Origin of the sequence: Bacillus sp. FSL H8-0492 (genome assembly GCF_038006145.1) — a bacterium.
In the GTDB taxonomy this organism is placed as follows: domain Bacteria; phylum Bacillota; class Bacilli; order Bacillales; family Bacillaceae_G; genus Bacillus_A; species Bacillus_A mycoides.
Map to the genome: position 1 here is coordinate 1,283,148 of NZ_JBBOUP010000001.1, position 21,227 is coordinate 1,304,374.

23 protein-coding genes, 2 pseudogenes and 1 riboswitch are annotated in these 21,227 nt (G+C 34.7%); of the genes and pseudogenes, 18 read left to right on the forward strand and 7 right to left on the reverse strand.

The genetic code is table 11. The annotated features are described in order from the left end of the window. Positions 1-7: 7 nt before the first annotated feature. From MHH66_RS06635 to MHH66_RS06650, 4 genes are all read left to right on the forward strand, one after another. On the forward strand, positions 8-871 hold the full coding sequence (locus tag MHH66_RS06635) for a carbon-nitrogen family hydrolase (RefSeq protein WP_002131202.1): 864 nt from the start codon (positions 8-10) through the stop codon (positions 869-871). Between the two features lie 71 nt (positions 872-942). Continuing rightward, positions 943-1,083, forward strand: a riboswitch (SAM riboswitch). Positions 1,084-1,171: 88 nt separating this feature from the next. Further along, positions 1,172-2,350: an S-methyl-5-thioribose kinase gene (gene mtnK, locus MHH66_RS06640; protein ID WP_078184478.1), complete on the forward strand. Its 1,179-nt coding sequence runs from the start codon at positions 1,172-1,174 to the stop codon at positions 2,348-2,350. Beyond that, the gene (gene mtnA, locus MHH66_RS06645; RefSeq protein WP_078184382.1) at positions 2,347-3,402 is read left to right on the forward strand and encodes an S-methyl-5-thioribose-1-phosphate isomerase; all 1,056 of its coding nucleotides are present in this window, start codon (positions 2,347-2,349) and stop codon (positions 3,400-3,402) included. The genes mtnK and mtnA overlap by 4 nt, the downstream gene beginning before the upstream one ends. A gap of 289 nt (positions 3,403-3,691) precedes the next feature. Beyond that, positions 3,692-3,829: a YvrJ family protein gene (locus MHH66_RS06650; RefSeq protein WP_002014881.1), complete on the forward strand. Its 138-nt coding sequence runs from the start codon at positions 3,692-3,694 to the stop codon at positions 3,827-3,829. A 150-nt stretch (positions 3,830-3,979) separates the two neighbouring features. Here the strand turns inward: MHH66_RS06650 and MHH66_RS06655 are convergent, their stop codons facing one another. Continuing rightward, a complete protein-coding gene (locus MHH66_RS06655; protein WP_002128918.1) occupies positions 3,980-4,756 on the reverse strand; it encodes a 3-hydroxybutyrate dehydrogenase in 777 nt (258 codons plus the stop codon). A 196-nt stretch (positions 4,757-4,952) separates the two neighbouring features. Here MHH66_RS06655 and MHH66_RS06660 point away from each other — a divergent pair, with 196 nt between their 5' ends. The 4 genes and pseudogenes from MHH66_RS06660 to MHH66_RS06675 form a co-directional block, all read left to right on the forward strand. After that, a complete protein-coding gene (locus tag MHH66_RS06660; protein WP_002014879.1) occupies positions 4,953-5,285 on the forward strand; it encodes a PadR family transcriptional regulator in 333 nt (110 codons plus the stop codon). Continuing rightward, positions 5,285-6,052, forward strand: a complete 768-nt coding sequence (locus MHH66_RS06665; RefSeq protein WP_078184381.1) for a DUF1129 domain-containing protein — start codon at positions 5,285-5,287, stop codon at positions 6,050-6,052. The genes MHH66_RS06660 and MHH66_RS06665 overlap by 1 nt, the downstream gene beginning before the upstream one ends. Positions 6,053-6,065: 13 nt before the next feature. Then, positions 6,066-6,830, forward strand: a complete 765-nt coding sequence (locus MHH66_RS06670; RefSeq protein WP_078184380.1) for a DUF1129 domain-containing protein — start codon at positions 6,066-6,068, stop codon at positions 6,828-6,830. An 8-nt stretch (positions 6,831-6,838) separates the two neighbouring features. Then, a pseudogene (locus MHH66_RS06675) lies at positions 6,839-6,975 on the forward strand (DNA-binding protein); the annotation flags it as partial. A 15-nt stretch (positions 6,976-6,990) separates the two neighbouring features. On the opposite strand, the gene MHH66_RS06680 reads toward MHH66_RS06675, so the two are convergent. Continuing rightward, entirely contained in the window at positions 6,991-7,608 is a 618-nt protein-coding gene (locus MHH66_RS06680) for an ImmA/IrrE family metallo-endopeptidase (protein WP_078184379.1), read from the reverse strand. A gap of 177 nt (positions 7,609-7,785) precedes the next feature. Between MHH66_RS06680 and MHH66_RS06685 the strand changes: the two genes are divergently transcribed. From MHH66_RS06685 to MHH66_RS06695, 3 genes are all read left to right on the forward strand, one after another. Further along, positions 7,786-8,079, forward strand: coding sequence for a DUF3928 family protein (locus tag MHH66_RS06685; RefSeq protein ID WP_002088390.1), 294 nt, complete (start codon positions 7,786-7,788; stop codon positions 8,077-8,079). Between the two features lie 107 nt (positions 8,080-8,186). Then, positions 8,187-8,636 (forward strand): NUDIX hydrolase, encoded by a 450-nt coding sequence (locus MHH66_RS06690; protein ID WP_078184378.1) that lies wholly within the window; start codon positions 8,187-8,189, stop codon positions 8,634-8,636. Positions 8,637-8,775: 139 nt separating this feature from the next. After that, the gene (locus MHH66_RS06695; protein ID WP_002128911.1) at positions 8,776-9,951 is read left to right on the forward strand and encodes an acetyl-CoA C-acetyltransferase; all 1,176 of its coding nucleotides are present in this window, start codon (positions 8,776-8,778) and stop codon (positions 9,949-9,951) included. A 29-nt stretch (positions 9,952-9,980) separates the two neighbouring features. Here the strand turns inward: MHH66_RS06695 and MHH66_RS06700 are convergent, their stop codons facing one another. After that, complete coding sequence (locus MHH66_RS06700) at positions 9,981-10,706, reverse strand: AAA family ATPase (RefSeq protein ID WP_061674451.1); 726 nt, start codon at positions 10,704-10,706, stop codon at positions 9,981-9,983. 10 nt (positions 10,707-10,716) lie between these two features. Beyond that, positions 10,717-10,985, reverse strand: a pseudogene (locus MHH66_RS06705) (hypothetical protein). A gap of 147 nt (positions 10,986-11,132) precedes the next feature. Here MHH66_RS06705 and MHH66_RS06710 point away from each other — a divergent pair. Further along, positions 11,133-11,861 (forward strand): DUF4184 family protein, encoded by a 729-nt coding sequence (locus MHH66_RS06710; RefSeq protein ID WP_063218967.1) that lies wholly within the window; start codon positions 11,133-11,135, stop codon positions 11,859-11,861. Positions 11,862-11,897: 36 nt separating this feature from the next. Next, complete coding sequence (locus MHH66_RS06715; protein ID WP_033715007.1) at positions 11,898-12,656, forward strand: hypothetical protein; 759 nt, start codon at positions 11,898-11,900, stop codon at positions 12,654-12,656. 36 nt (positions 12,657-12,692) lie between these two features. Here MHH66_RS06715 and MHH66_RS06720 read toward each other — a convergent pair whose 3' ends face one another. After that, positions 12,693-13,124, reverse strand: a complete 432-nt coding sequence (locus tag MHH66_RS06720) for a DUF3997 domain-containing protein (RefSeq protein WP_002033805.1) — start codon at positions 13,122-13,124, stop codon at positions 12,693-12,695. 131 nt (positions 13,125-13,255) lie between these two features. On the opposite strand from MHH66_RS06720, the gene MHH66_RS06725 reads away from it, so the two are divergent. The 3 genes from MHH66_RS06725 to MHH66_RS06735 all read left to right on the forward strand — a co-directional run bounded on the left by MHH66_RS06725 (position 13,256) and on the right by MHH66_RS06735 (position 14,684). Then, on the forward strand, positions 13,256-13,711 hold the full coding sequence (locus MHH66_RS06725; protein WP_002033806.1) for an RDD family protein: 456 nt from the start codon (positions 13,256-13,258) through the stop codon (positions 13,709-13,711). A gap of 299 nt (positions 13,712-14,010) precedes the next feature. Further along, positions 14,011-14,109, forward strand: a complete 99-nt coding sequence (locus tag MHH66_RS06730) for a flagellar motor protein (protein ID WP_078184376.1) — start codon at positions 14,011-14,013, stop codon at positions 14,107-14,109. Between the two features lie 65 nt (positions 14,110-14,174). Continuing rightward, positions 14,175-14,684, forward strand: coding sequence for an SDR family NAD(P)-dependent oxidoreductase (locus tag MHH66_RS06735; protein WP_002066937.1), 510 nt, complete (start codon positions 14,175-14,177; stop codon positions 14,682-14,684). A 69-nt stretch (positions 14,685-14,753) separates the two neighbouring features. Here MHH66_RS06735 and MHH66_RS06740 read toward each other — a convergent pair whose 3' ends face one another. After that, positions 14,754-15,854: an ABC transporter ATP-binding protein gene (locus MHH66_RS06740; RefSeq protein WP_078184375.1), complete on the reverse strand. Its 1,101-nt coding sequence runs from the start codon at positions 15,852-15,854 to the stop codon at positions 14,754-14,756. Positions 15,855-16,132: 278 nt separating this feature from the next. On the opposite strand from MHH66_RS06740, the gene malL reads away from it, so the two are divergent. Continuing rightward, positions 16,133-17,809, forward strand: a complete 1,677-nt coding sequence (gene malL / locus MHH66_RS06745; protein ID WP_002128902.1) for an oligo-1,6-glucosidase — start codon at positions 16,133-16,135, stop codon at positions 17,807-17,809. A 38-nt stretch (positions 17,810-17,847) separates the two neighbouring features. On the opposite strand, the gene MHH66_RS06750 is transcribed toward malL, so the two are convergent. Further along, the gene (locus tag MHH66_RS06750) at positions 17,848-19,608 is read right to left on the reverse strand and encodes an alpha-glycosidase (RefSeq protein WP_078184374.1); all 1,761 of its coding nucleotides are present in this window, start codon (positions 19,606-19,608) and stop codon (positions 17,848-17,850) included. 324 nt (positions 19,609-19,932) lie between these two features. Here MHH66_RS06750 and MHH66_RS06755 point away from each other — a divergent pair, with 324 nt between their 5' ends. Next, positions 19,933-21,192, forward strand: coding sequence for an extracellular solute-binding protein (locus MHH66_RS06755; RefSeq protein ID WP_078184373.1), 1,260 nt, complete (start codon positions 19,933-19,935; stop codon positions 21,190-21,192). Positions 21,193-21,227 lie beyond the last annotated feature (35 nt).

Genomic DNA, 21,227 nt, shown 5'->3' on the forward strand with positions numbered 1-21,227 from the left:
ACCTCTTTTGAAAGTTGTTACAATTCTAGTGACAAATGATATAATCTTTCCAGTATTTTGTAAAGAAAAAAATGAGAATGGGGCTGAAAAAATGAAAGTCGCATGTATTCAAATGGATATTGTCTTTGGAGATGTAGAAAAAAATATTGAGAACGCTAAAAAAAAAATAAGTGAAGCGATGAAAGAAAGACCAGATGTTATCGTCTTACCAGAACTATGGACAACAGGATATGATTTAACGAGACTTTCTGAAATTGCAGATACGGATGGATTAGAAACGAAAGAAAAGTTGAAAGAATGGTCGAAGCAATATGGTGTACATATTGTTGGTGGTTCCATAGCAAAGCAAACAGAGCAAGGGGTTACAAATACAATGTATGTTGTAAACAATGAAGGGAATCTAGTCAATGAATATAGTAAAGTACATTTATTTCAGCTGATGGATGAACATAAATATTTAGTTGCTGGTAATGAGACAGGTGAATTTAAGTTAGATGATGTAGAGTGTGCTGGTACAATTTGTTATGATATTCGTTTTCCAGAGTGGATGCGCGTTCATACTGCTAAAGGTGCAAAAGTTTTATTTGTTGTAGCAGAATGGCCATTAGTACGTTTAGCACATTGGCGTTTGCTTTTACAGGCGAGAGCAGTTGAAAATCAGTGTTATGTTGTTGCGTGCAATAGAGCAGGAAAGGATCCGAATAATGAGTTTGCAGGTCATTCTCTAATTGTGGATCCTTGGGGTGAAGTTGTGGTAGAGGCAAATGAAGAGGAATCAATTTTATTTGGAGAACTTAAATTCGAGAAAATTAAAGAGGTACGTAAAGGAATTCCGGTTTTTGCAGATCGTCGTCCAGAATTATACAAATAAAATGTTGACAAGTGATTTTTATTCTTGGTATAGTCTTCATCATAAAGTTAAAAATTCTAAAAATTATAAAACTCTTATCAAGAGCAGGTGGAGGGATTTGGCCCGATGAAGCCCAGCAACCGACCGTAATACCATTGTGAAATGGTGCGTTTATGACGCCAAAAGGCACGGTGCTAATTCCAGCAGAAAGTAAACTTTCTGGCAGATAAGAGGGGAGAAGATAAACTTCAAACCTCTTTCTTTGTGGAAAGGGGTTTTTCTATTTTAGAAAAACCTCTGAATGAAAAGGAGGAGAAGACGATGGGATATTATTCATTAACTGAAACAACAGCTATACAATATGCGAAAGAACACGGTTATTTTGAAAAGAAAGCAAATGTAGTTTGTCATGAAATTGGAGATGGAAATTTAAATTACGTGTTCAAATTAGATGATGGAGAGAAGTCTATTATAATAAAACAAGCACTGCCATATGCGAAAGTAGTTGGTGAGAGCTGGCCACTGTCTATAAAAAGAGCGACGATTGAAAGTAAAGCATTACAAATTTTTGCGAAGTATGTGCCAGATTATGTTCCGGTAGTGTACAGTCATGATGAAGAGTTAGCAGTTACAGTAATAGAAGACTTATCAAGACTAACAATTACAAGAAAAGGATTAATAGATGGAGAAGGATATCCACTTTTATCCCAGCATATCGGTCGTTTTCTAGCACATGTTTTGTTTTATACTTCAGATTTCGGTTTACAGTCAGAAGAGAAAAGGGTACTAGAAGGTACATTTGTAAATCCAGACCTTAGTAAAATTACAGAAGATTTAGTTTTTACGGATCCATTTGGACATTATGATACGAATGATTATGAGTCAGATTTACAGTCAGTGATTGATGAACTTTGGAGTGACAAAACTTTAAAGCTAAAAGTAGCACAATATAAATATAAGTTTTTAACGAGAAAAGAAGCGCTTATTCATGGTGATTTACATACTGGTAGTATTTTTTCATCACCTTCTGAAACGAAAGTGATCGATCCAGAATTTGCAACGTACGGTCCATTTGGATTTGATATCGGTCAATTTATTGCAAATCTATTATTAAATGCTTTATCTAGAGAAGAAGAAAAGAGAAGTGTACTATTTTTCCATATAGAAAAGACATGGAGTTATTTTGTAGAAAACTTTACGAAGTTATGGATTGGAGAAGGTGTAGAAGCATATACGAAAGAAAAACAATGGTTACCAATTATTTTGCAAAATATCTTTACTGATGCCGTCGGATTTGCCGGATGTGAACTGATTCGTAGAACAATTGGCTTAGCTCATGTAGCGGATTTAGATGGGATAGCAAATAAAGAAAATAGAATTCAAGCTAAAAAACAAGCGTTATCCTTAGGTAGAGAACTAATAAAATATGAAGCCAAGTGTGCTGATATTCAACCGTTTCGAACATTATTTCAACAGACAGTTGGAGGCGTAAAAGCATGAGTACAATTATTACTATTCCGAGATCTGTAAGTTGGAAAGGCGATGCAATTGCAGTATTAAATCAAACAAAGTTGCCGCATGTCACTGAATACAAAACATTAACGAATATTGAAGAGGTATGGAAAAGTATCATTATGTTAGAAGTACGAGGAGCGCCTGCAATTGGAATTGTAGCTGCGTTTGGTTTGGCGCTTGCGGCAAAGAAATATGATGCTATAAATATCTATGAGTTTCAGAAGAAGTTTAATAGAGATTGTAACTATTTAGGAACATCACGCCCGACAGCAGTCAATTTATTTTGGGCAATCGATCGTATGAGAGCATCTATTCGAGAGATTACTACAATAAAAGAAGCTCAAAAAATATTAGAAGAAGAAGCGCTCCATATTCAGCAAGAGGATGAAATGGTGTGCCGAAGTATTGGAGAACATGCTTTAACATGTTTTAAAGACGGTGATAAAATTTTAACAATTTGTAACGCTGGAAGTATTGCAACTGCTAGATATGGAACAGCATTAGCCCCATTTTATATTGGGAAAGAGAAGGGTGTGCGTTTACATGCGTATGCGTGTGAAACGAGGCCGGTTTTACAAGGTGGTCGTTTAACGACATGGGAATTGAAACAAGCAGACATTGATGTAACGCTTATTACGGATAATACTGCAGCACATGCAATTCGAACGAAAGAAATTAATGCGATTATCGTAGGGGCAGATCGAATCGTTGAAAACGGTGATACTGCCAATAAAATAGGAACATTAAATTTAGCTATATTAGCAAAGTATTTCGGTATCCCATTTTACGTTGCAGCACCGTTATCTACATTTGATACTACGAAACAAACAGGTGCTGAAATTGTCATTGAAGAAAGAGATGAAACAGAAGTTACGAAAATTTTTGGGAAACAAGTGGCGCCACTTGGAACGCCTGTATTTAACCCTGCATTTGATGTAACACCGCATGAATTAATTACGGGGATTATTACTGAGAAAGGTATTTTACGTGGAGATTATAAGCAAGAAATTACATCATTATTTGAAAAAATAAGCTAACTGCTCAGTCGCTATATAAAAAAACGGTAGAAAAGCATGTTTTTAAATGGTCGAGAGGGACTGGCTATGTATAGGAGCGGTAAGTGCCTGTTCCTACCACGCGCAACGTTTTAAAACAAAGAAAGGTAGCAAGGTGTAGGACCATTTGTATCTTCATGGTAGCAATCTATATGCTGAAAATGAAATGTATGGCTGAGTAGTTAAAAAACAAGCTAATAAAAAATAGCTTGTTTTTTATGCCTTAAGTCTTCGTTTCCTCTTATTTATGTAATGAAGGGAGGAGAGAAAGATGGAAGAGTGGATCGGGATGATAGGTAATGTGGGCTTTCCAATTGTTGTAACGCTATATTTACTCCATCGGATTGAAAGTAAATTAGACGGAGTGATTGTTGCAATTGAGAAACTCCCTAAACAATTACTAAAGTAGAAAGATCCTCGCGATAGAAAGTAAAATAAAGTTTGCTCGCGAAGAGCAAACTTTATTTTTTATCCCGCATTAATGGGCAGTAAAAGCCCGATTGGTGAAGGCTAATAATTAGTGGGGATGAACAAAACCCCCACTGATTAAAGTTTCACTTTATTGAGCAGTATAACCACCATCGATAACGACGGCTTGACCAGTTATACCTTTTGCTTTTTCACTCGCTAAAAACATAGCATAATCAGCAATTTCTTGTACTTGTAGCAAACGTTTCTGTGGTACAAGAGGATAAATGACATCTTCTAAAACATTTTCAAGTGGTACATTTCGCGTAGTTGCTAAGTCTTGTAGTTGATTTCGTACAAGAGGGGTATCAACATATCCGGGACAAAGAGCATTTACAGTAATTCCATGAGTTGCTCCCTCTAAAGCAGCAACTTTTGTTAATCCAATTACACCATGTTTCGCACTATTATAGGCAGCTTTTCCAGCGAATCCAACAAGTCCGTTAATCGAAGCAACATTAATAATACGACCATATTTTTGCTTTTTCATAATCGGAAAGGCATGTTTGATGGCGATAAATGGAGCGATTTGCATAATTTTAATAAGAAGCTCAAATTTATCAGTTGGAAAATCTTCAATCGGTGAAACATGTTGCATTCCTGCGTTGTTAATTAATACATCTAATGAACCGAAATGACGAACTGTTTGAGAAAGTGCTGCTGTAATTTCTTCTTCAGATGTAACGTCACATTTTAAACCAATGGCTTGATAGCCTTCTTTTTGCAATTGTTCAGCAGCTTCTTTTGCACGATCTTCAAGGCGATCACTAATCACAACTTTAGCACCCTCTTTGGCAAAAGCACTTCCCATTTCATAACCAATACCGCTCGCAGCACCTGTTAAAAAGACAACTCGATTTGTAACCATGATGAAAAACACTCCTTCATAATAAAAGTTCTCTTATTGCTCTATTTAGAGAGGTGATAATAAAATTCCTGCAAACATTTGGAAAAATATTGCTAGCTATCTTGTTTTGCAAAGTAGCGTTTGCTATACTATTTTGTAAAGCAAGATACTTACGCTTATCTATCTTGTAAAACAAGATAGTGGGAGGATTTGAAATATGTCGACAAGTCAAATGCTGAAAGGGATTTTAGAAGGATGCTTACTTGCTATTATTTCTGAAGGTGAAATATACGGTTATGAAATGAGTGAAAGATTAGCGAAGTATGGTTTCACAATGGCGAGTGAGGGAAGTATTTATCCGTTATTAATACGAATGCAAAAGGAAGGATTAATAACAAGTGTAATGAAGGAATCTCCATCTGGTCCAAAGCGAAAATATTATACATTAACAGAAAAAGGCGAGGAAGCACTGGATGAATTTATGGATCGCTGGGAAGCGATGCAAAGTAGTGTAGAGCGTCTACTTGAAGGGAAGGGGAGAAAAAAATAATGTTATCAAATGAAGCGCGAAATTTTTTATTAGAAATGAGATTATTTTTAGCGGCAAAGAGTGTGAAAGAAAGCGATATTGAAAATTTTATAGAAGATGCGGAACTCCATTTAATTGAGGGTGAGAGTGATGGGAAAAGTGTAGAAGATATTTTCGGAAGCTCACCGAAAGAGTATGCAAATGAACTTGTAAAAGTAATGGAAAGAGATAGACAGGAAACGTGGAAGCAAATTGGTTTTACAGTAATGAATATCGTATCGTTTTGGATTATTGCTTCTATCTTAATAGTGAATAACGGAATTCTACAGATTTCACTTATTCAGTGTATTGGCTATAGTTTTACATTGATTTTAGCTGTAATGGGTCCTAATTTTCTGCTTCGTAAAATGACATTTGTAACAAGTTTTACAAAAACGTGGTTTTCCATGTGGTTTTTAGTCATGATTGCACCAATGTTTTTATTAGGAGCAGTTACGATATTAGATGTGATATATCCTACAACGATGTTTACGTTGACTCTAGTCCAAAGTTATATATTAGCTGGAGGGATCTTTATCCTCACGGTAGCTATAAATATATATTTTGAAGGATGGTTTAAAAATTTATATTTAATTATTCCGCTTTCTATTATGTTAGTTTTTAAAACGTTTACATCGGAAGATCTCGTGCCAATGTTATTTCAAATTATATGTTTATACGGAAGTTTGTTTATTTTAATCTTCCTTGAAATTATGATGAAGGCGAATAGAAAAGAAACGGTTAATTAAGGGAGGGATTCTAATGCAAGTTTCTAAAGAGGGAGAAAAGTTTTTAATCGATACGAAAGTGTATTTAATTACGAAGGGAATTAAAGAAGAAGATGTAGATGCTTTTCTAGAGGATGCAGAGCTACATTTAATAGAAGGTGAGAAAAAAGGAAAGACGGTAAGTGATATATTTGGTGATTCGCCAAAAGAATATGCAGAAGAATTAGCGAATGAGATGGAGAAGGATAAAGGCGGGAGTATAAAGAGTATTCTTGCCATGATAATTGGTATTGGCGGGTATTGGATATTAACTCATATTTTATTTAATAATCCGAATCAGCAATTTACACTAACGAATATACAGTTAATTGGCTATCCTATCGTTTTAATCATTACGATTATTGGAACCATTGTTGCGTTTAGAATGTCTTCTTTTAAAAATAAATTTGTAGAGTTCGGGATTATTTACATAATAGTAATGGTTCCCATTTTATTATTAGTATTATTGATGTTTGTTGATAAATGGTACGGTACACCTATTTTACAATTGTCGAAAATGCAAACATATATATTAGCAGCAAGTATCTTTTTATTACTTTTTGTTGGAGAAGTGTATGTCCTTGGTTGGATGGGTGTTTTGGTGCTAATTGTTCCTTTAGCGATTATGTTTATATTTAAAGAATTAGAAGAAAAAAATGTGTTTTGGGGAATTGCAAAGATATTACTTATGTATGGAAGTATATATGGATTAATGAGATGGTCTTTAAAAATTGAAGAGAGAAAAAGTGTAAACGGGTAGTTCAAAAAAAGTGGCTGCTCTGGATATACAAAAAAATATTTCCAAAGAAATACTATATTTTGATTTTTAGAGGGGTTCGGTTTAGGTGTATAGTGTATCCTTTGCAGCCGAAATCTGGTTTGTTGATTGGAATATATTGTTTTAAACAGTAACAATATCGTTACTGTTTTTTTCTTTGTAATAAAGAACTTTGTAAGGAGAGTTCCTTTTGTTCGTTCGTTAATAAGGAATGAATATGAACGTTTTCTGGGCGGGGGACTATAGGGTACATAAGATTTGATGGAGAAGGATGGTGCTCCGATCCAGTTGGAGAATGGGGATCTGCGTGCGTAAGTTTTCCATGAATTCGTCTTGTGAATAAAATATGACCAATTTCGTGAGCGAGGGTGTATATATTTTTCATTGGAGCAGCTGAGTTTGTTAGAACGATGTAACCAGTAAGTTGTTGTTGTTTCGCTAGAGAGTAAGCGCAAGCGATTACTGCGGTTTCTTTGAAATAATCACTGCCAATATAACAAATATAAAGGTCACATCCAGGAGCTTCGTTAACACAAGTTTGAAAAAAGGATGATAATTTTTCCTGACTTTGAATGGAGTTTTTATAACTAATTTCCCGATTAGAAAAACGGAAAAGTTCGTTTAGTACAATTACTTCTTTAATTTGAAATGTAATGGGATGCCAAATTGATTCTGCTACTGCTAAATCTTTTGCAATACGATCGTCAGAAATATCGGCGCCTGGAGTAATGCAAACACATATGTTAATGTATGAATTCATAAGGAACACCTCAAATGAAAAAATTCTTTCTATAATATATGTGGGGGAAAGGTCCTATGTATGGATAAACGCCTTGTTTATTACACGAATATATAGACTATAAGTCGAAAAAATTTCATAGTTCTATAACGTAGTATGGTCATCTTTTTGATATAGTAAAGAAAAGGGGGAGAATATATGTATACATTAAAAATCGTTTCAGACAGAGAAGCTCTGTATCAATTTGCGAGCTATGTAAGAGTTGTGCAAGGGGTTGAAGATGTATATGTAGAGGTGGGAGAACCTTTATATGAACATCCATTAATGAAGTTTTATGTACATATTACAATTGAAGAAACATATGATCAGCATAAAGCATTGCAAGAAATAGCTAGATTAGTAGAATTAGGGCGTTTTACATATGTCCATTATCATAATGAGGAAATTGAAGAAGCTTTTGAAGTTGTAAAATACGAAAGCTTTAAGAAATAACGGGAAAAAAAGGAAGCGAAAGCTTCCTTTTTTATTGAAAATTACAGCAACAAAAGGAAGAGAATTTTGTTATGATAAGGAAGGGTGAGGAAAGGAGAGTTTACATATTGGGGTATATTGAAGAGTTACGCAAAGTAGTTGGTACGAGACCACTTATTTTAGTAGGATCAGCAATTATTATATTAAATGATAATCAAGAAGTATTGCTTCAATATCGTTCAGATACATATGATTGGGGTGTGCCTGGCGGGGCAATGGAACTGGGAGAAACGACAGAAGAAACTGCTCGTAGAGAATTATTCGAGGAGACGGGACTAAGTGCAAAAATAATGCAATTTCTTGGTGTTCTTTCAGGAAAGGAAGTTTATTTCCGTTATCCAAATGGAGATGAAATTTTTAATGTGATTCATCTGTATCAGGCACATCATGTAAGCGGAGAATTAAAGCTCGATCATGAAGGGTTAGAACTTCAATATTTTCCAGTAGATAAGTTACCAAAATTGAATGAAACGACAGAGAAGATATTACAAAAATTCTTATACGCATTGACAGAATAGAAGGTTAATTCCTTCTATTTTTATTATATTAAATATTTTGATTTTTTGGTATGTTTATAGTATGATAATTTTAGACATACAACTTATGGAATTTCACCTACAAATTTACTAGGGTACATAAGAGAGGGGCAAGTACAAAATGCATAATGTTGTCATTACAGCTGCAGTTCGTTCACCAATTGGAACTTTCGGAGGAGCACTAAAAAATATAACACCAGTAGAATTAGCTGTTCCTGTACTTCAGGAAGCTGTAAAAAGAGGCGGAGTAGAGCCACATGAAGTTGATGAAGTAATTTTAGGTCATTGTATTCAAAGAACTGATGAAGCAAATACGGCAAGAACAGCTGCATTAGCGGCAGGATTTCCTGACACAGTTACTGGTTATACAATTCAACGTCAATGTTCTTCAGGTATGCAAGCAATTATGTCTGCTGCAATGCAAATCCAATTAGGTGTAAGTGATATTGTTGTTGCAGGTGGAGTAGAAGCAATGAGCTCGAGCCCTTATGCATTAAAACAACACCGCTGGGGACAACGTCTACAGCACGGAGAAATTCGTGATACGGTGTGGGAAGTTTTAGAAGATCCGATTCACCATATTATGATGGGTGAAACAGCGGAAAATTTAGTTGAACAATATGAAATTACAAGAGAGGAACAAGATGAAGTTGCGCTTCGTAGTCATACATTAGCGTTGCAAGCGATGGAGTCTGGATACTTTGACGATCAAATTGTTCCTATTACAATAAAAGAACGTAGAAAAGAAGTTGTATTTGCGAAGGATGAACATCCACGTGCAGATATTACAGCGGAAAAATTAGCAGGATTAAAACCAGCTTTCCGTAAAGACGGATCAGTAACTGCAGGGAATTCATCTGGTCTTAATGACGGAAGTGCAGTTCTAGTATTAATGAGCGAAGAAAAAGCAAAAGAAAAGGGCTTACAACCGTTAGCTCGAATTGTTGGATACTCAGTAGCGGGTGTAGATCCAAAAATTATGGGTATTGGACCAGCACCAGCAATTCGTAAAGGATTAGAAAAAGTAGATTGGTCATTAGAAGATGCAGATTTACTTGAAATTAATGAAGCTTTCGCTGCACAATATTTAGCTGTAGAGAAAGAGTTAGGGTTAGACCGTGAGAAAGTGAATGTAAACGGTAGTGGTGTAGGACTTGGACATCCAATTGGTTGTACAGGAGCTCGTATTACGGTAAGTTTAATTCACGAATTAAAAAGACGTGGATTAGAGAAAGGTATTGCCTCTCTATGCGTTGGAGGCGGTATTGGAGTAGCTTTATTTATAGAAGCATTATAAAAAAGAGGCAGCGATTGCTGCCTCTTTTTTTATGACTCAAATAAGTGATGAAATAATCGATCGCGATTTTCAAAGAAAAGTTTCGTCGTTTGGTAATGCTCCGTTTCTTCTAATGTCGATTCGTGAATCCCTTCTTGAGTTAAAGAGTATATAGTAGATTCAGGATAAGCCATTAAAATGGGAGAATGCGTCGCGATAACAAATTGTGAACCTTGTTCAGCTAGTTCGTGCATGCGAATGAGCATTGAAAGTTGTCTCATTGGGGATAAAGCTGCCTCAGGCTCATCTAAAATGTATAAACCTTGTCCTGAAAAACGATTCATAAATAATGAGAAGAAGGATTCGCCGTGTGATTGTTCGTGAAGTGAAACGCCGCCATAAGATTTTATAGCATCTATTTCATCGATATAAGAAGCAACGTTATAAAATGATTCAGCGCGAAGAAAGAAACCGTCTTTTGGTGTATTGAAACTTTTTGAAATTCGAATGTATTCATGTAAAGATGAATGTGAATCGTACGTGTTAAAACGGAAGTTCTTCGTTCCACCTTCTGCATTAAAACCTAAAGCAACTGCAATCGCTTCGAGTAATGTTGATTTCCCCGTTCCGTTTTCTCCAATAATGAATGTTACATTCGGATGGAAAAGGAGTGATTGTAATGTTCGTATAGCCGGTAAGCAGTATGGATATGCGGAAAAGCTAGGGATATTTTCTTTTTGTAATGTGACACTTTTTAAAAAGGGTACGTCAATCAATATATAAACCTCAATTCATAACGGATTTTGATTCTAAAAAAGCAGCAAATACAAGTGTAATACAACTTGCTAGTAATATTGTATATTGAAGTGCGCCAAAACCGAGACCTTCCCAGCCGAAAGTCATTCTCTTCCATATAAAAATGAAAAGAACGCTCATAAAGCCAAAGAGAGCAGGCATATATTTTATAATTTTCAAGTGCTTCCATAGAAAGAAGCCAATGTATGTACTTAAAAAAAGGTAGACAGAACAAGAAAAAATACAAGTGTTAACGACACGTGAACTCCTCCTATTTTCTGAATATTTTATGTGGATTATAACACGTAAACTATCATATTCCAATGTGAAAATAAATATTGCATCAAGATTAATTCTCTCGTTATGATAGGTGATATTCTATTAGAAATATGAAGAGGAGTATTAATATGCCGTTTACATTTGCACATCCAGCAGCTGTTCTCCCTTTTGCTAAGAAACATTCTAGTTATATTTCGGTGACGGCTCTTATATTAGGTAGTATGGCACCTGATTTTGAATATTTTTTATATTTTAGGCCATACGGTATTATTGGCCATACATGGGCTGGTTTCTTCTATTTGAATTTACCACTCGTTTTTTTATTAGCATATGCATATCATCGTATTTTAAAAGGACCATTTATAACACATTTACCTAAGCCTTTTGCTAGTTACTATAAATATGTAGTAGGTGAGAAGTGGGGGCTTTATACTTGGAAAGATTTTTTTGTATTTTGCTATTCTGCTTTATTCGGTATGGTGACGCATGTCGTTTGGGATGCTTTTACCCATAAGACAGGCTATTTTGTTATGAAAATACCGCTGTTACAGCAAGAAGTATATAGTATTCCAATTTATAAATTTTTACAGCATGGGAGTACGTGTTTTGGTCTACTATTACTAATATATGTGCTATGGAAATATAGAAGGGAAACTGATCAAGATACTAGTTTAACTTCGGAAAAAAAGAAATATTGGGCTTCATCTATCGTTGTGACGGCCATTATATTTATCGTGCACGCGTTATTAGACCCCTATTTTCATATTTTCCAAATAGGAGGTATAATAGTATCTGGACTGACAAGTTCGTTTTGTGGACTTCTTATCGTTTCTATAGTTTACAAATCAAGGGACTAATATATTTTAATGAATGATAGTGTTAGGAGAAATTAAATCATGAAAGCATGGAAAAGTATTTTTGTTTTATGTAGTTTTCTTCTTATGTTAAGTGGTTGCTTCCATCAAGAAGAAAAGAAGGCAGAACCTAAAAAGAAAGAATCTATTCCAGAAACAAAAGAGTATGGTGGGCGTGAGCTTAAAAAAGTAGGACAAAAAGTGAAGGAAAAAGGGTGGGGGACATTTGAATTAGAACAGATGCATTCTGTGAATCAGACATTTGAAGTAGCCCCAATGAAAATTCACGTACAAGACGTTAAAGTTATCTCATTATCACAAATGAGCAAAGATGCAAAAAATACATTGAAAGTGTATACTGCATTAACTCCTGAAGAAGTAAAGCGTAGATTGGGAGATAAAGTGAGTCAAGAAGACGCTGAATTATATGCATCGTTAAGTGGAACAGAGATTAGCGATACGATTCGGTATGTTGAAATTACATATAAAGTAGAGAATAGTGGAAATAAGAACATGCAATTCTTCTCTATGAATGATGTTATTATTAATGACAAACAGCATTTTAATGTAGCGACTCAAAACTTTTTATATGAAGAAGACACACTTGTAGGCACAAAGAGTGTATCAAGGGAAGATTATAAACCTGGTGAGACACGAGAAGGAATTATCGGTTTAATACTCGATGATGGAAAAGAGAAGGTAAAGGATATTAAGTTTACGACAGATGATTTAGCAGTGGGAGATACTCATGAAGCTGTTAAAGAGCCACAAACTTTCAATATCTCATTTTCTAAGTAAGGTGTGTATTTAAACGAAAACAGTCAGCATAAAAAGTTATGCTGACTGTTTTTTTAGTTCTTTCACATATGAATCTACACTTTGAAAAGGTACTGTAATTTTAAAAGCATCTTTTTGCTCGTTAAATTGTTTTTCATTATAAGGACCGAATCGTTTATTATGCTTTACATCGATAATCCAATAATGTTCACTTTTTTTATTTGTAATTGCTGCGTCAGGATTATTTGGATCTGATTTTTCCTCAATTTGTTTTGTGATAATGTATTTATCGTCCCAAGCAATTTCTGTAATCTTTGCAGGGATGTATTGTGTAGCATATACAGCATCCTGAGAGGGGAAAAGTTCAAATGCATCTCCAGAAGTATGGATGAGTTCATATTCATCGTTAATTGTATAAGTTAAATGGTTTGTATTGCCTGTACAACCTGTTAATAAGAGTGCGGCAAATAGGATTATCCATCTTTTCAATATGGGAACCTCCTTTATAATGCTGTTGTAACACATTGTACAAGAAAAGTAAGCGAAACGCCAGTTTACAATGTTTTTTAGAAGTGGTACGATGAAACGGGTAAAGAAGGATATGAAGGAGTCGACACAAAATGAAGTTAAAGATGCATCGTCCAGCGCTTGTAATGAATCGCATAGGTGCTTCCCTTATTGACATGTTTTTAATCTCGGTTACGTACGGTGCAGTAGTAGCTATTATTACAGGAAACTATAGTGCTATTTTTGATCGTTTTAATATAAGTTTAGGTGACTATAGATATGACCTTACACTTGTTTTCGTATTAATGGCTATAAATTTTATTCTGTTACCTTTTCTTTGGAACGGTTCTACACTTGGTAAAAAGGTAACAAGAACAAAAATAATCTCGTTAACAAGTGAAAAACTAACGTTACAAACATTAATAATACGATTTTTGGTATTATTATTACCAAGCATATTATTACTTGGAGTTCCATTAATATGCAATGTATATATGATGTTATTCCGCAAAGATAATTGTGGCTTCCATGATTTAATTGCAAAGACGAAAGTGATGAGTCTTGTATAATTAATATTTAGATTATACGTGCTACTAATGAAATAAGACTTTTTATCGTTTGTATATAAAAAGTCTTATTTTTAATTTCGTGAAAAATTTCATCATTCTCTTATTTTTTCATAAAATTAGATGAATGGAATTGATATAGGGTGGATATCTCCTATATAGTACCTTCCATATTACGGAAGGATGTTTAAAGAAGCTGTAGCTAATTCAAACATCCTATTTTCGTTTTGAATAGATTGAAAATTAAGAGAATGATATAATGGATATAAATAATATCGTTATATAACAAAGGGGGATTTGGAATGACTGGAGGTAGCTTAATATTTTGGGGAATTCTTATTTTTATTGGTTTAACCTTCGATCAATATAATAGTAAGAAAAAAAAAGAAACAAAAAGGTAATCGCTTACAAGCTGTAGAGTGAACTTTTCCTGCTTGCAGACTAATCTAATAAAGGAGTATACTGAATGACGGTAAGACTTATAGAAGGGGTAATGAAAATGAAGCTTGCAGGAAAGGTTGCCATTGTAACTGGTGGTGGCATCGGTATTGGACGTAGTACAGCTCTTTTGTTGGCTAAGCAAGGCGCAAAAGTAATTGTGACGGACATTGATCAAGAAAGTGGACAAGCAACAGCTGAGGAAATTACGGATTTAGGCGGAGAAGCACTTTTTGTATCCTACGATATGGGGAAACAAGGAGATTGGCAACGTGTTATTAGTTTTGCTATGGAGGCATACAGTCGTATTGATATGCTTTTTCAAAATGCTGGTCTATATAAAATAGATTCTATTTTTTCTCGCCAACAAGAGAACGATTCCAATGTACTTTGTATTAATGACGTTTGGATAGAGATAAAACAATTAACGTCATCTTTTATGAAACAGCAAGAAGAAGTGGTGCTTAGTGATTTACCTGTTTTTGGTATTATTAGCACGAGAGGACAATCATTTCATACAATAGAAGCCCTAGTATAATAATGGAAAACCGCCCCCAGTATATATGTGGACGGTTTTTTTGTATGTTCTATTATAGAACTTTATTTTTTAACGAATACGTTGTTCGGTTTGGCTATCAAAGAAATGTGCTTTATTCATATCAAAAGCAAGTTTAATTTGGTCACCAGGTGAAAAAGTATGTCTTGCATCAACACGTGCTGCAAAATCTTGATTTCCAAGTTTCATATATAAAATGGATTCAGCCCCTAACAACTCTGCAACTTCAATTTTTGTTGTGAAAGTAGTAGATTGTGAAGCTTCTAAAAATAATAGTTCATCATGAATATCTTCTGGACGAATACCTAAAACAATTTCTTTATTTACATAGCCTTGTTCGCGTAATAACTTCATTTTTCCTTCAGATACTTTAAACTTTAGTGAACTGTCTATAACGAAATCGGTTTCAGTTAATTTTCCACGGAAGAAATTCATTGCGGGTGAACCGATAAAACCACCAACGAAAATATTTTCAGGTGTTTCATATACTTCTTTTGGAGTTCCAATTTGTTGGATTTTGCCGTCTTTCATAACAACAAGGCGTGAAGCCATTGTCATTGCCTCAGTTTGATCATGTGTTACATAAATTGTCGTTGTGCCAAGGCGGTGGTGTAATTTAGAAATTTCTGATCGCATTGCAACACGTAGTTTAGCGTCTAAGTTTGATAATGGTTCATCCATTAAGAAGACTTTTGCGTCTCGAACAATTGCTCTACCTAATGCAACACGTTGACGTTGTCCACCTGATAAAGCTTTCGGTTTTCTATCTAAATATTGTTCAAGCCCTAAAATTTGAGCTGCATGTTTCACTCGACGGTCGATTTCATCTTTCGGTATTTTTCGAAGTTTTAATCCAAATGCCATATTATCATACACACTCATATGTGGATAAAGAGCGTAGTTTTGGAAGACCATTGCGATATCTCGATCTTTTGGAGGAACATCGTTCATTAGCTTACCATCAATTGAAAATTCTCCTTTTGAAATATCTTCAAGTCCAGCTACCATTCGTAGTGTTGTAGATTTTCCGCATCCAGAAGGACCAACGAATACGATAAATTCTTTATCTTGAATGTGTAAGTTAAAATCTGTTACGGCTGTTATGTTATTATCATATATTTTATAAATATTTTCTAATTTAAGTTCTGCCATGATATTTCCCCCTAGAAAGTTTATGCAAACGTTTTCTTTGAATTTATTATAAACGAATAGATTCAAAAAAGAAATAAAAACACTATAAAAAAATAAAACGTTTTCATTATCCCTATGAATATATAATAAGTTCCACATGTTTTATTAGAAAAAGAAAATAAATATTGTAAGCGCTATTTTAAATTTGGATAGAATCTGTTATCATTCAGTAATAAAAACGTTTGCGCCTTGAAAAAAAGAAAAAAGAATCAATAGTATAGATGAAATGGGGTAGCATAATGGGAAAACAATGGTGGAAAGAAAGTGTAGTATATCAAATTTATCCTCGTAGTTTTATGGATAGTAATGGTGATGGTATAGGTGATCTTCGTGGTATTCTTGCGAAGCTAGACTACTTAAAAGAATTAGGTATTGATGTAATTTGGTTATCACCAGTCTATGAATCTCCAAACGATGATAATGGTTACGATATAAGTGATTATTGTAAAATTATGAACGAGTTCGGAACAATGGAAGATTGGGATGAACTATTACATGAAATGCATAAACGTAATATGAAACTTATGATGGACTTAGTTGTTAATCATACTTCAGATGAACATAATTGGTTTATTGAATCATGTAAATCGAAAGATAATAAATATAGAGACTATTATATATGGCGCCCTGGAAAAGAAGGGAAAGAGCCGAATAACTGGGGAGCAGCATTTAGTGGATCTGCATGGCAATATGATGAAATGACAGATGAATATTATTTGCATCTGTTTTCTAAAAAACAGCCAGATTTAAACTGGGATAATGAAAAGGTAAGACAAGATGTTTATGACATGATGAAGTTTTGGTTAGAAAAAGGAATTGATGGGTTCCGTATGGATGTTATTAATTTTATTTCTAAAGAAGATGGCTTACCATCTGTTGAAACGGATGAAGAAGGATATGTTTCAGGGCATAAACATTTTATGAACGGTCCGAATATTCATAAGTATTTGCATGAAATGAATGAAGACGTATTGTCTCAGTATGACATTATGACGGTTGGGGAAATGCCTGGTGTAACGACAGAAGAGGCTAAATTGTATACAGGGGAAGCTAGAAAAGAACTGCAAATGGTATTCCAATTTGAACATATGGATTTAGATTCCGGAGAAGGCGGGAAATGGGATGTAAAACCATGCTCACTTCTTACTTTGAAACAAAATTTAACAAAGTGGCAAAAAGCATTAGAACAAACAGGATGGAATAGCCTTTATTGGAATAACCATGACCAGCCTCGCGTTGTATCTCGTTTTGGTAATGATGGAGCTTATCATACTGAATCAGCAAAAATGTTAGCGACAGTACTTCATATGATGAAAGGGACACCATATATTTATCAAGGAGAAGAAATCGGAATGACCAATGTTCGATTTGAATCAATTGATGAATACCGAGATATTGAAACACTAAATATGTATAAAGAAAAAGTTATAGAGCGCGGCGAAGATATAGATAAAGTGATGCAGTCTATATATATAAAGGGCCGAGATAATGCTAGAACTCCGATGCAGTGGGATGATAGAGAACATGCTGGATTCACAACGGGTGAGCCTTGGATTGCGGTAAATCCTAACTACAAAGAGATTAATGTGAAACAGGCAATCCAAGATGAAGAATCAATTTTTTATTACTATAAAAAATTGATTGAATTACGTAAAAACAATGAAATAGTTGTGTATGGAACATATGATTTAATATTAGAAAATAACCCTTCTATTTTTGCTTATGTAAGAACATATGGAGAAGAAAAGCTTCTGGTGATTGCAAACTTTACTGCAGATGAATGTGTATTTGAATTGCCTGAGGACATTATTTATAGTGAAGCAGAGTTATTAATACACAATTATGATGTAGAAAATGTATTGATAGAAAACATTACATTACGACCGTATGAAGCAATGGTATTTAAATTGAAATAAGAAAAGCCTTATGCCACCCTGGCATAAGGCTTTTACTATTACCATTTTAAAATAGAGAATCCATACGGTGGAAGTGTAACTTGTAATACACTTGCTTCCGCTGAAAATTCTTCGTTTGTATAAATGTTAATTATTTTCTTCCTGGTAATATGAAGAGGGAGTGAAGTTGTAACTTCACTGTTAGTAGGATTTAAAACGAAAAAGATAGTTTCATCTTCATATGTTTTTGTATAAGAAATATAATTATGTTCATCATTTGCCTCAATGAATTGAAAAGTACCATTTCCTCCAAATGCTTTATGTTGTTTCCGTAATGAAATTAATGTTTGTATATGTGTAAATAAAAGAGTATCTTGTTCTTTTTCATCCCATATCATACATTTGCGGCAGTCAGGATCCATTCCACCATCCATACCGATTTCATCGCCGTAATAAATACAAGGAGAACCGATGAAAGAAAGGTGAAATACATAGAGTAACTTTAACTTATTTTTATCCCCGTTACATGTTGCTAAAATTCTAGGTGTGTCATGACTGTCTAATAAATGAAATGCCGCTTCATTTACATTCATAGAGTAGGAATGTAGAGAATCGGTAATTTGTTTCATAAATTCACTTGCATGAATGGATTCGTTAGCAAAGTAAGAAAGTAGAGCGTTTGTAACAGGATAGCTCATTACAGCATCAAATTGGTCACCTTGTAGCCATGGGAGTGCATCGTGCCAAATTTCACCTAAAATATATACTTCAGGATTTAATGCTTTTATTTCACTTCGGAATTCTCTCCAAAAACTGTGATCGACTTCATTTGCTACATCAAGGCGCCAACCGTCTATATTGAATTCTCTTACCCAATAACGCCCTACTTCAAGTAAATATTCTTTTACATCTGGGTGTGCTGTATTTAATTTAGGCATATACGGTGTAAATGCGAAAGTATCATAATTGGGAAGTGGCTCGGTTATAATTGGAAATTCATGAATATGGAACCAATCTTTATAGGCGGAATTTTCACCTTGTTCCAGCACGTCTTGAAATTTATCAAAGAAGTACCCGCTATGATTAAAAACAGCGTCGAGCATTACTTTTATACCATGTTTATGACACTCCTGAACGAGTTCTTTGAAAGTTTCTTTCGTCCCAAATTGTGGATCGATTTCCATGTAATCAATTGTGTCATATTTATGATTCGAATGAGCTTTGAAAATAGGAGTGAAATATATTCCGGAAATTCCAAGCTTCACAAGGTAATCAAGGTTTTGAATAATACCAGCAAAATCTCCGCCGAAAAAATTAGTTGGAGTTGGTTCGGTACTTCCCCAAGGGAGGGTGTTTGCTGGATTTAATGTGCTATCCCCGTTAGCGAATCGTTCCGGGAAAATTTGATACCATACTGTGTTTTTAATCCAGGATGGTGCCCTGAAAACGTCTTTTGCATGAACAAATGGAAAGCAGAAAAAGTTACCGACATCGTCATTTGGGATATTAGAAAAAAATCCTCGTTCTGTATAAATAAAAGTTTCTACGTCGTTTTTTAATTCGAATCCATAACGTAAGCGTTTAAATTTTGGTTTGATTGAAACGGACCAATAATCAAATAACTCAGTAGATCCAGTTTTTTTCATCGGTGTACTCGCTGTAATCCATTTCCCGTCCTGCCATTCGTACGGGTCACCGTAGATGAGAGCGGCGTTGTGAACATCATCTCTTTTTGTGTGTATTCGGATGTGAATTGTTTTTTCGTCGTAAGCGTATGCATAATTATCTTTTGGCCTATGATAGATCGCTTCTTTAAGCATATAGAAAATCCCCCTTTAATATCTCTATACATATAGTTCCCTTAAACGAAATAATAAAGATTATGTTGCAAACGATTGCCTTCCACATAACTTTAATATTGCTTATAAGAGTAGTATTCATTTTATGTAAAGTCAATGAATAAAGAGTATGATAAGATTATTTTGAAAATTAATATTTGCAAAATGAATAAAAGGATGTATAATGATAGACAAATAGCGCAAACGTTTTCATAGATTTAGATATTGTTTGCGCTTCTATTAAACAATCAAATGCAAACGTTTTCAATTAAAGAGGTACATAGACAATTTAGGGAGGTTTTTGGGATGAAGAAAGCATTATCACTATTAACGATTTCAGCATTGTCAATTGGCATGTTATCTGCATGTGGACCGAAAGATTCAGGAAAAAAAGAGGAAAGTAAAGCGAAGAAAGACTATGATCTTCTCGTTTGGGAAGATGATAAAAAAGGTGTTGGTTTAGAACCAGCAGTGAAAAGCTTTGAGGAAAAATATAAAGTAAAAGTAAAAGTTGTTGAAATGCAAATGACAGATCAAGTGAAAAAGTTACGTCTTGATGGACCAGCGGGGACGGGACCAGATGTTGTAACATTGCCACACGATCAAATCGGAAATGCAGTAACAGAAGGCTTAATTTCTGAAGTAAAAGCAGATGATGCTGTGAAGAGTAAATTTACTGACTTATCAATAAAGGCACAAACATACAACGGGAAATTATATGGTTTACCAAAAGCAATTGAAACACCAATTTTTATTTACAATAAAAAATTAATGCAAAAAGCTCCAGAAACGATGGACGAGCTATTTAACTTCTCAAAAGACTTTACGAAGGATGGCAAGTACGGATTTTTAACATTAGGAGATAACTTCTACTTTGCTAACGCGTTTATGGCAGGTATGGGCGGATATGTATTTGGTGAGAAAGACGGAAAGCCAAATGCAAGTGATGTTGGATTAAATAATAGCGGAGCAGTACAAGGTGCTGAATATCTTCAAAAATGGTACAAAGAAAAGTTATTCCCGAAAGGTATTATCGGTGAATCTGGTGGACCTGCTGCTGACGGATTATTCAATGAAGGAAAAGCAGCATCTATTATGAATGGACCGTGGGCGTTCCAAGCGATGGAAAAGAACGGAATTGATTATGGTGTTGCTCCAATGCCGAAATTACCAAATGGTCAACCGATGAAAACATTTGTTGGGGTAAAAGGATGGCATGTAACAAGCTTCTCTAAACAAAATGATTTAGCTACAAAGTTCACTGAGTGGGTAACAAATGAAGAAAATGCAAAAATTCGATTTGAGAAGACAAAAGAGATTCCTCCAGTAAAATCAGTAATGGAAGATCCAATTATTAAAGATAATGAAGCTGCAAAAGCAGTTGCAATTCAATCAGAAAATGGAATTCCAATGCCGAATATTCCAGAAATGCAAGAAGTATGGAAACCAGCTGGAGACGCTCTTCAGTTAGTTGTTACAGAAAAAGAGGCACCAAAATCCGCGCTTGATAGTGCAGTGAAACAAATTAAAGGAAATATTGAGGCAAATCATAGTAAGAAAAAATAAGGTGAAATTCGTGCCTCTAATAGGAGAGGCACGAA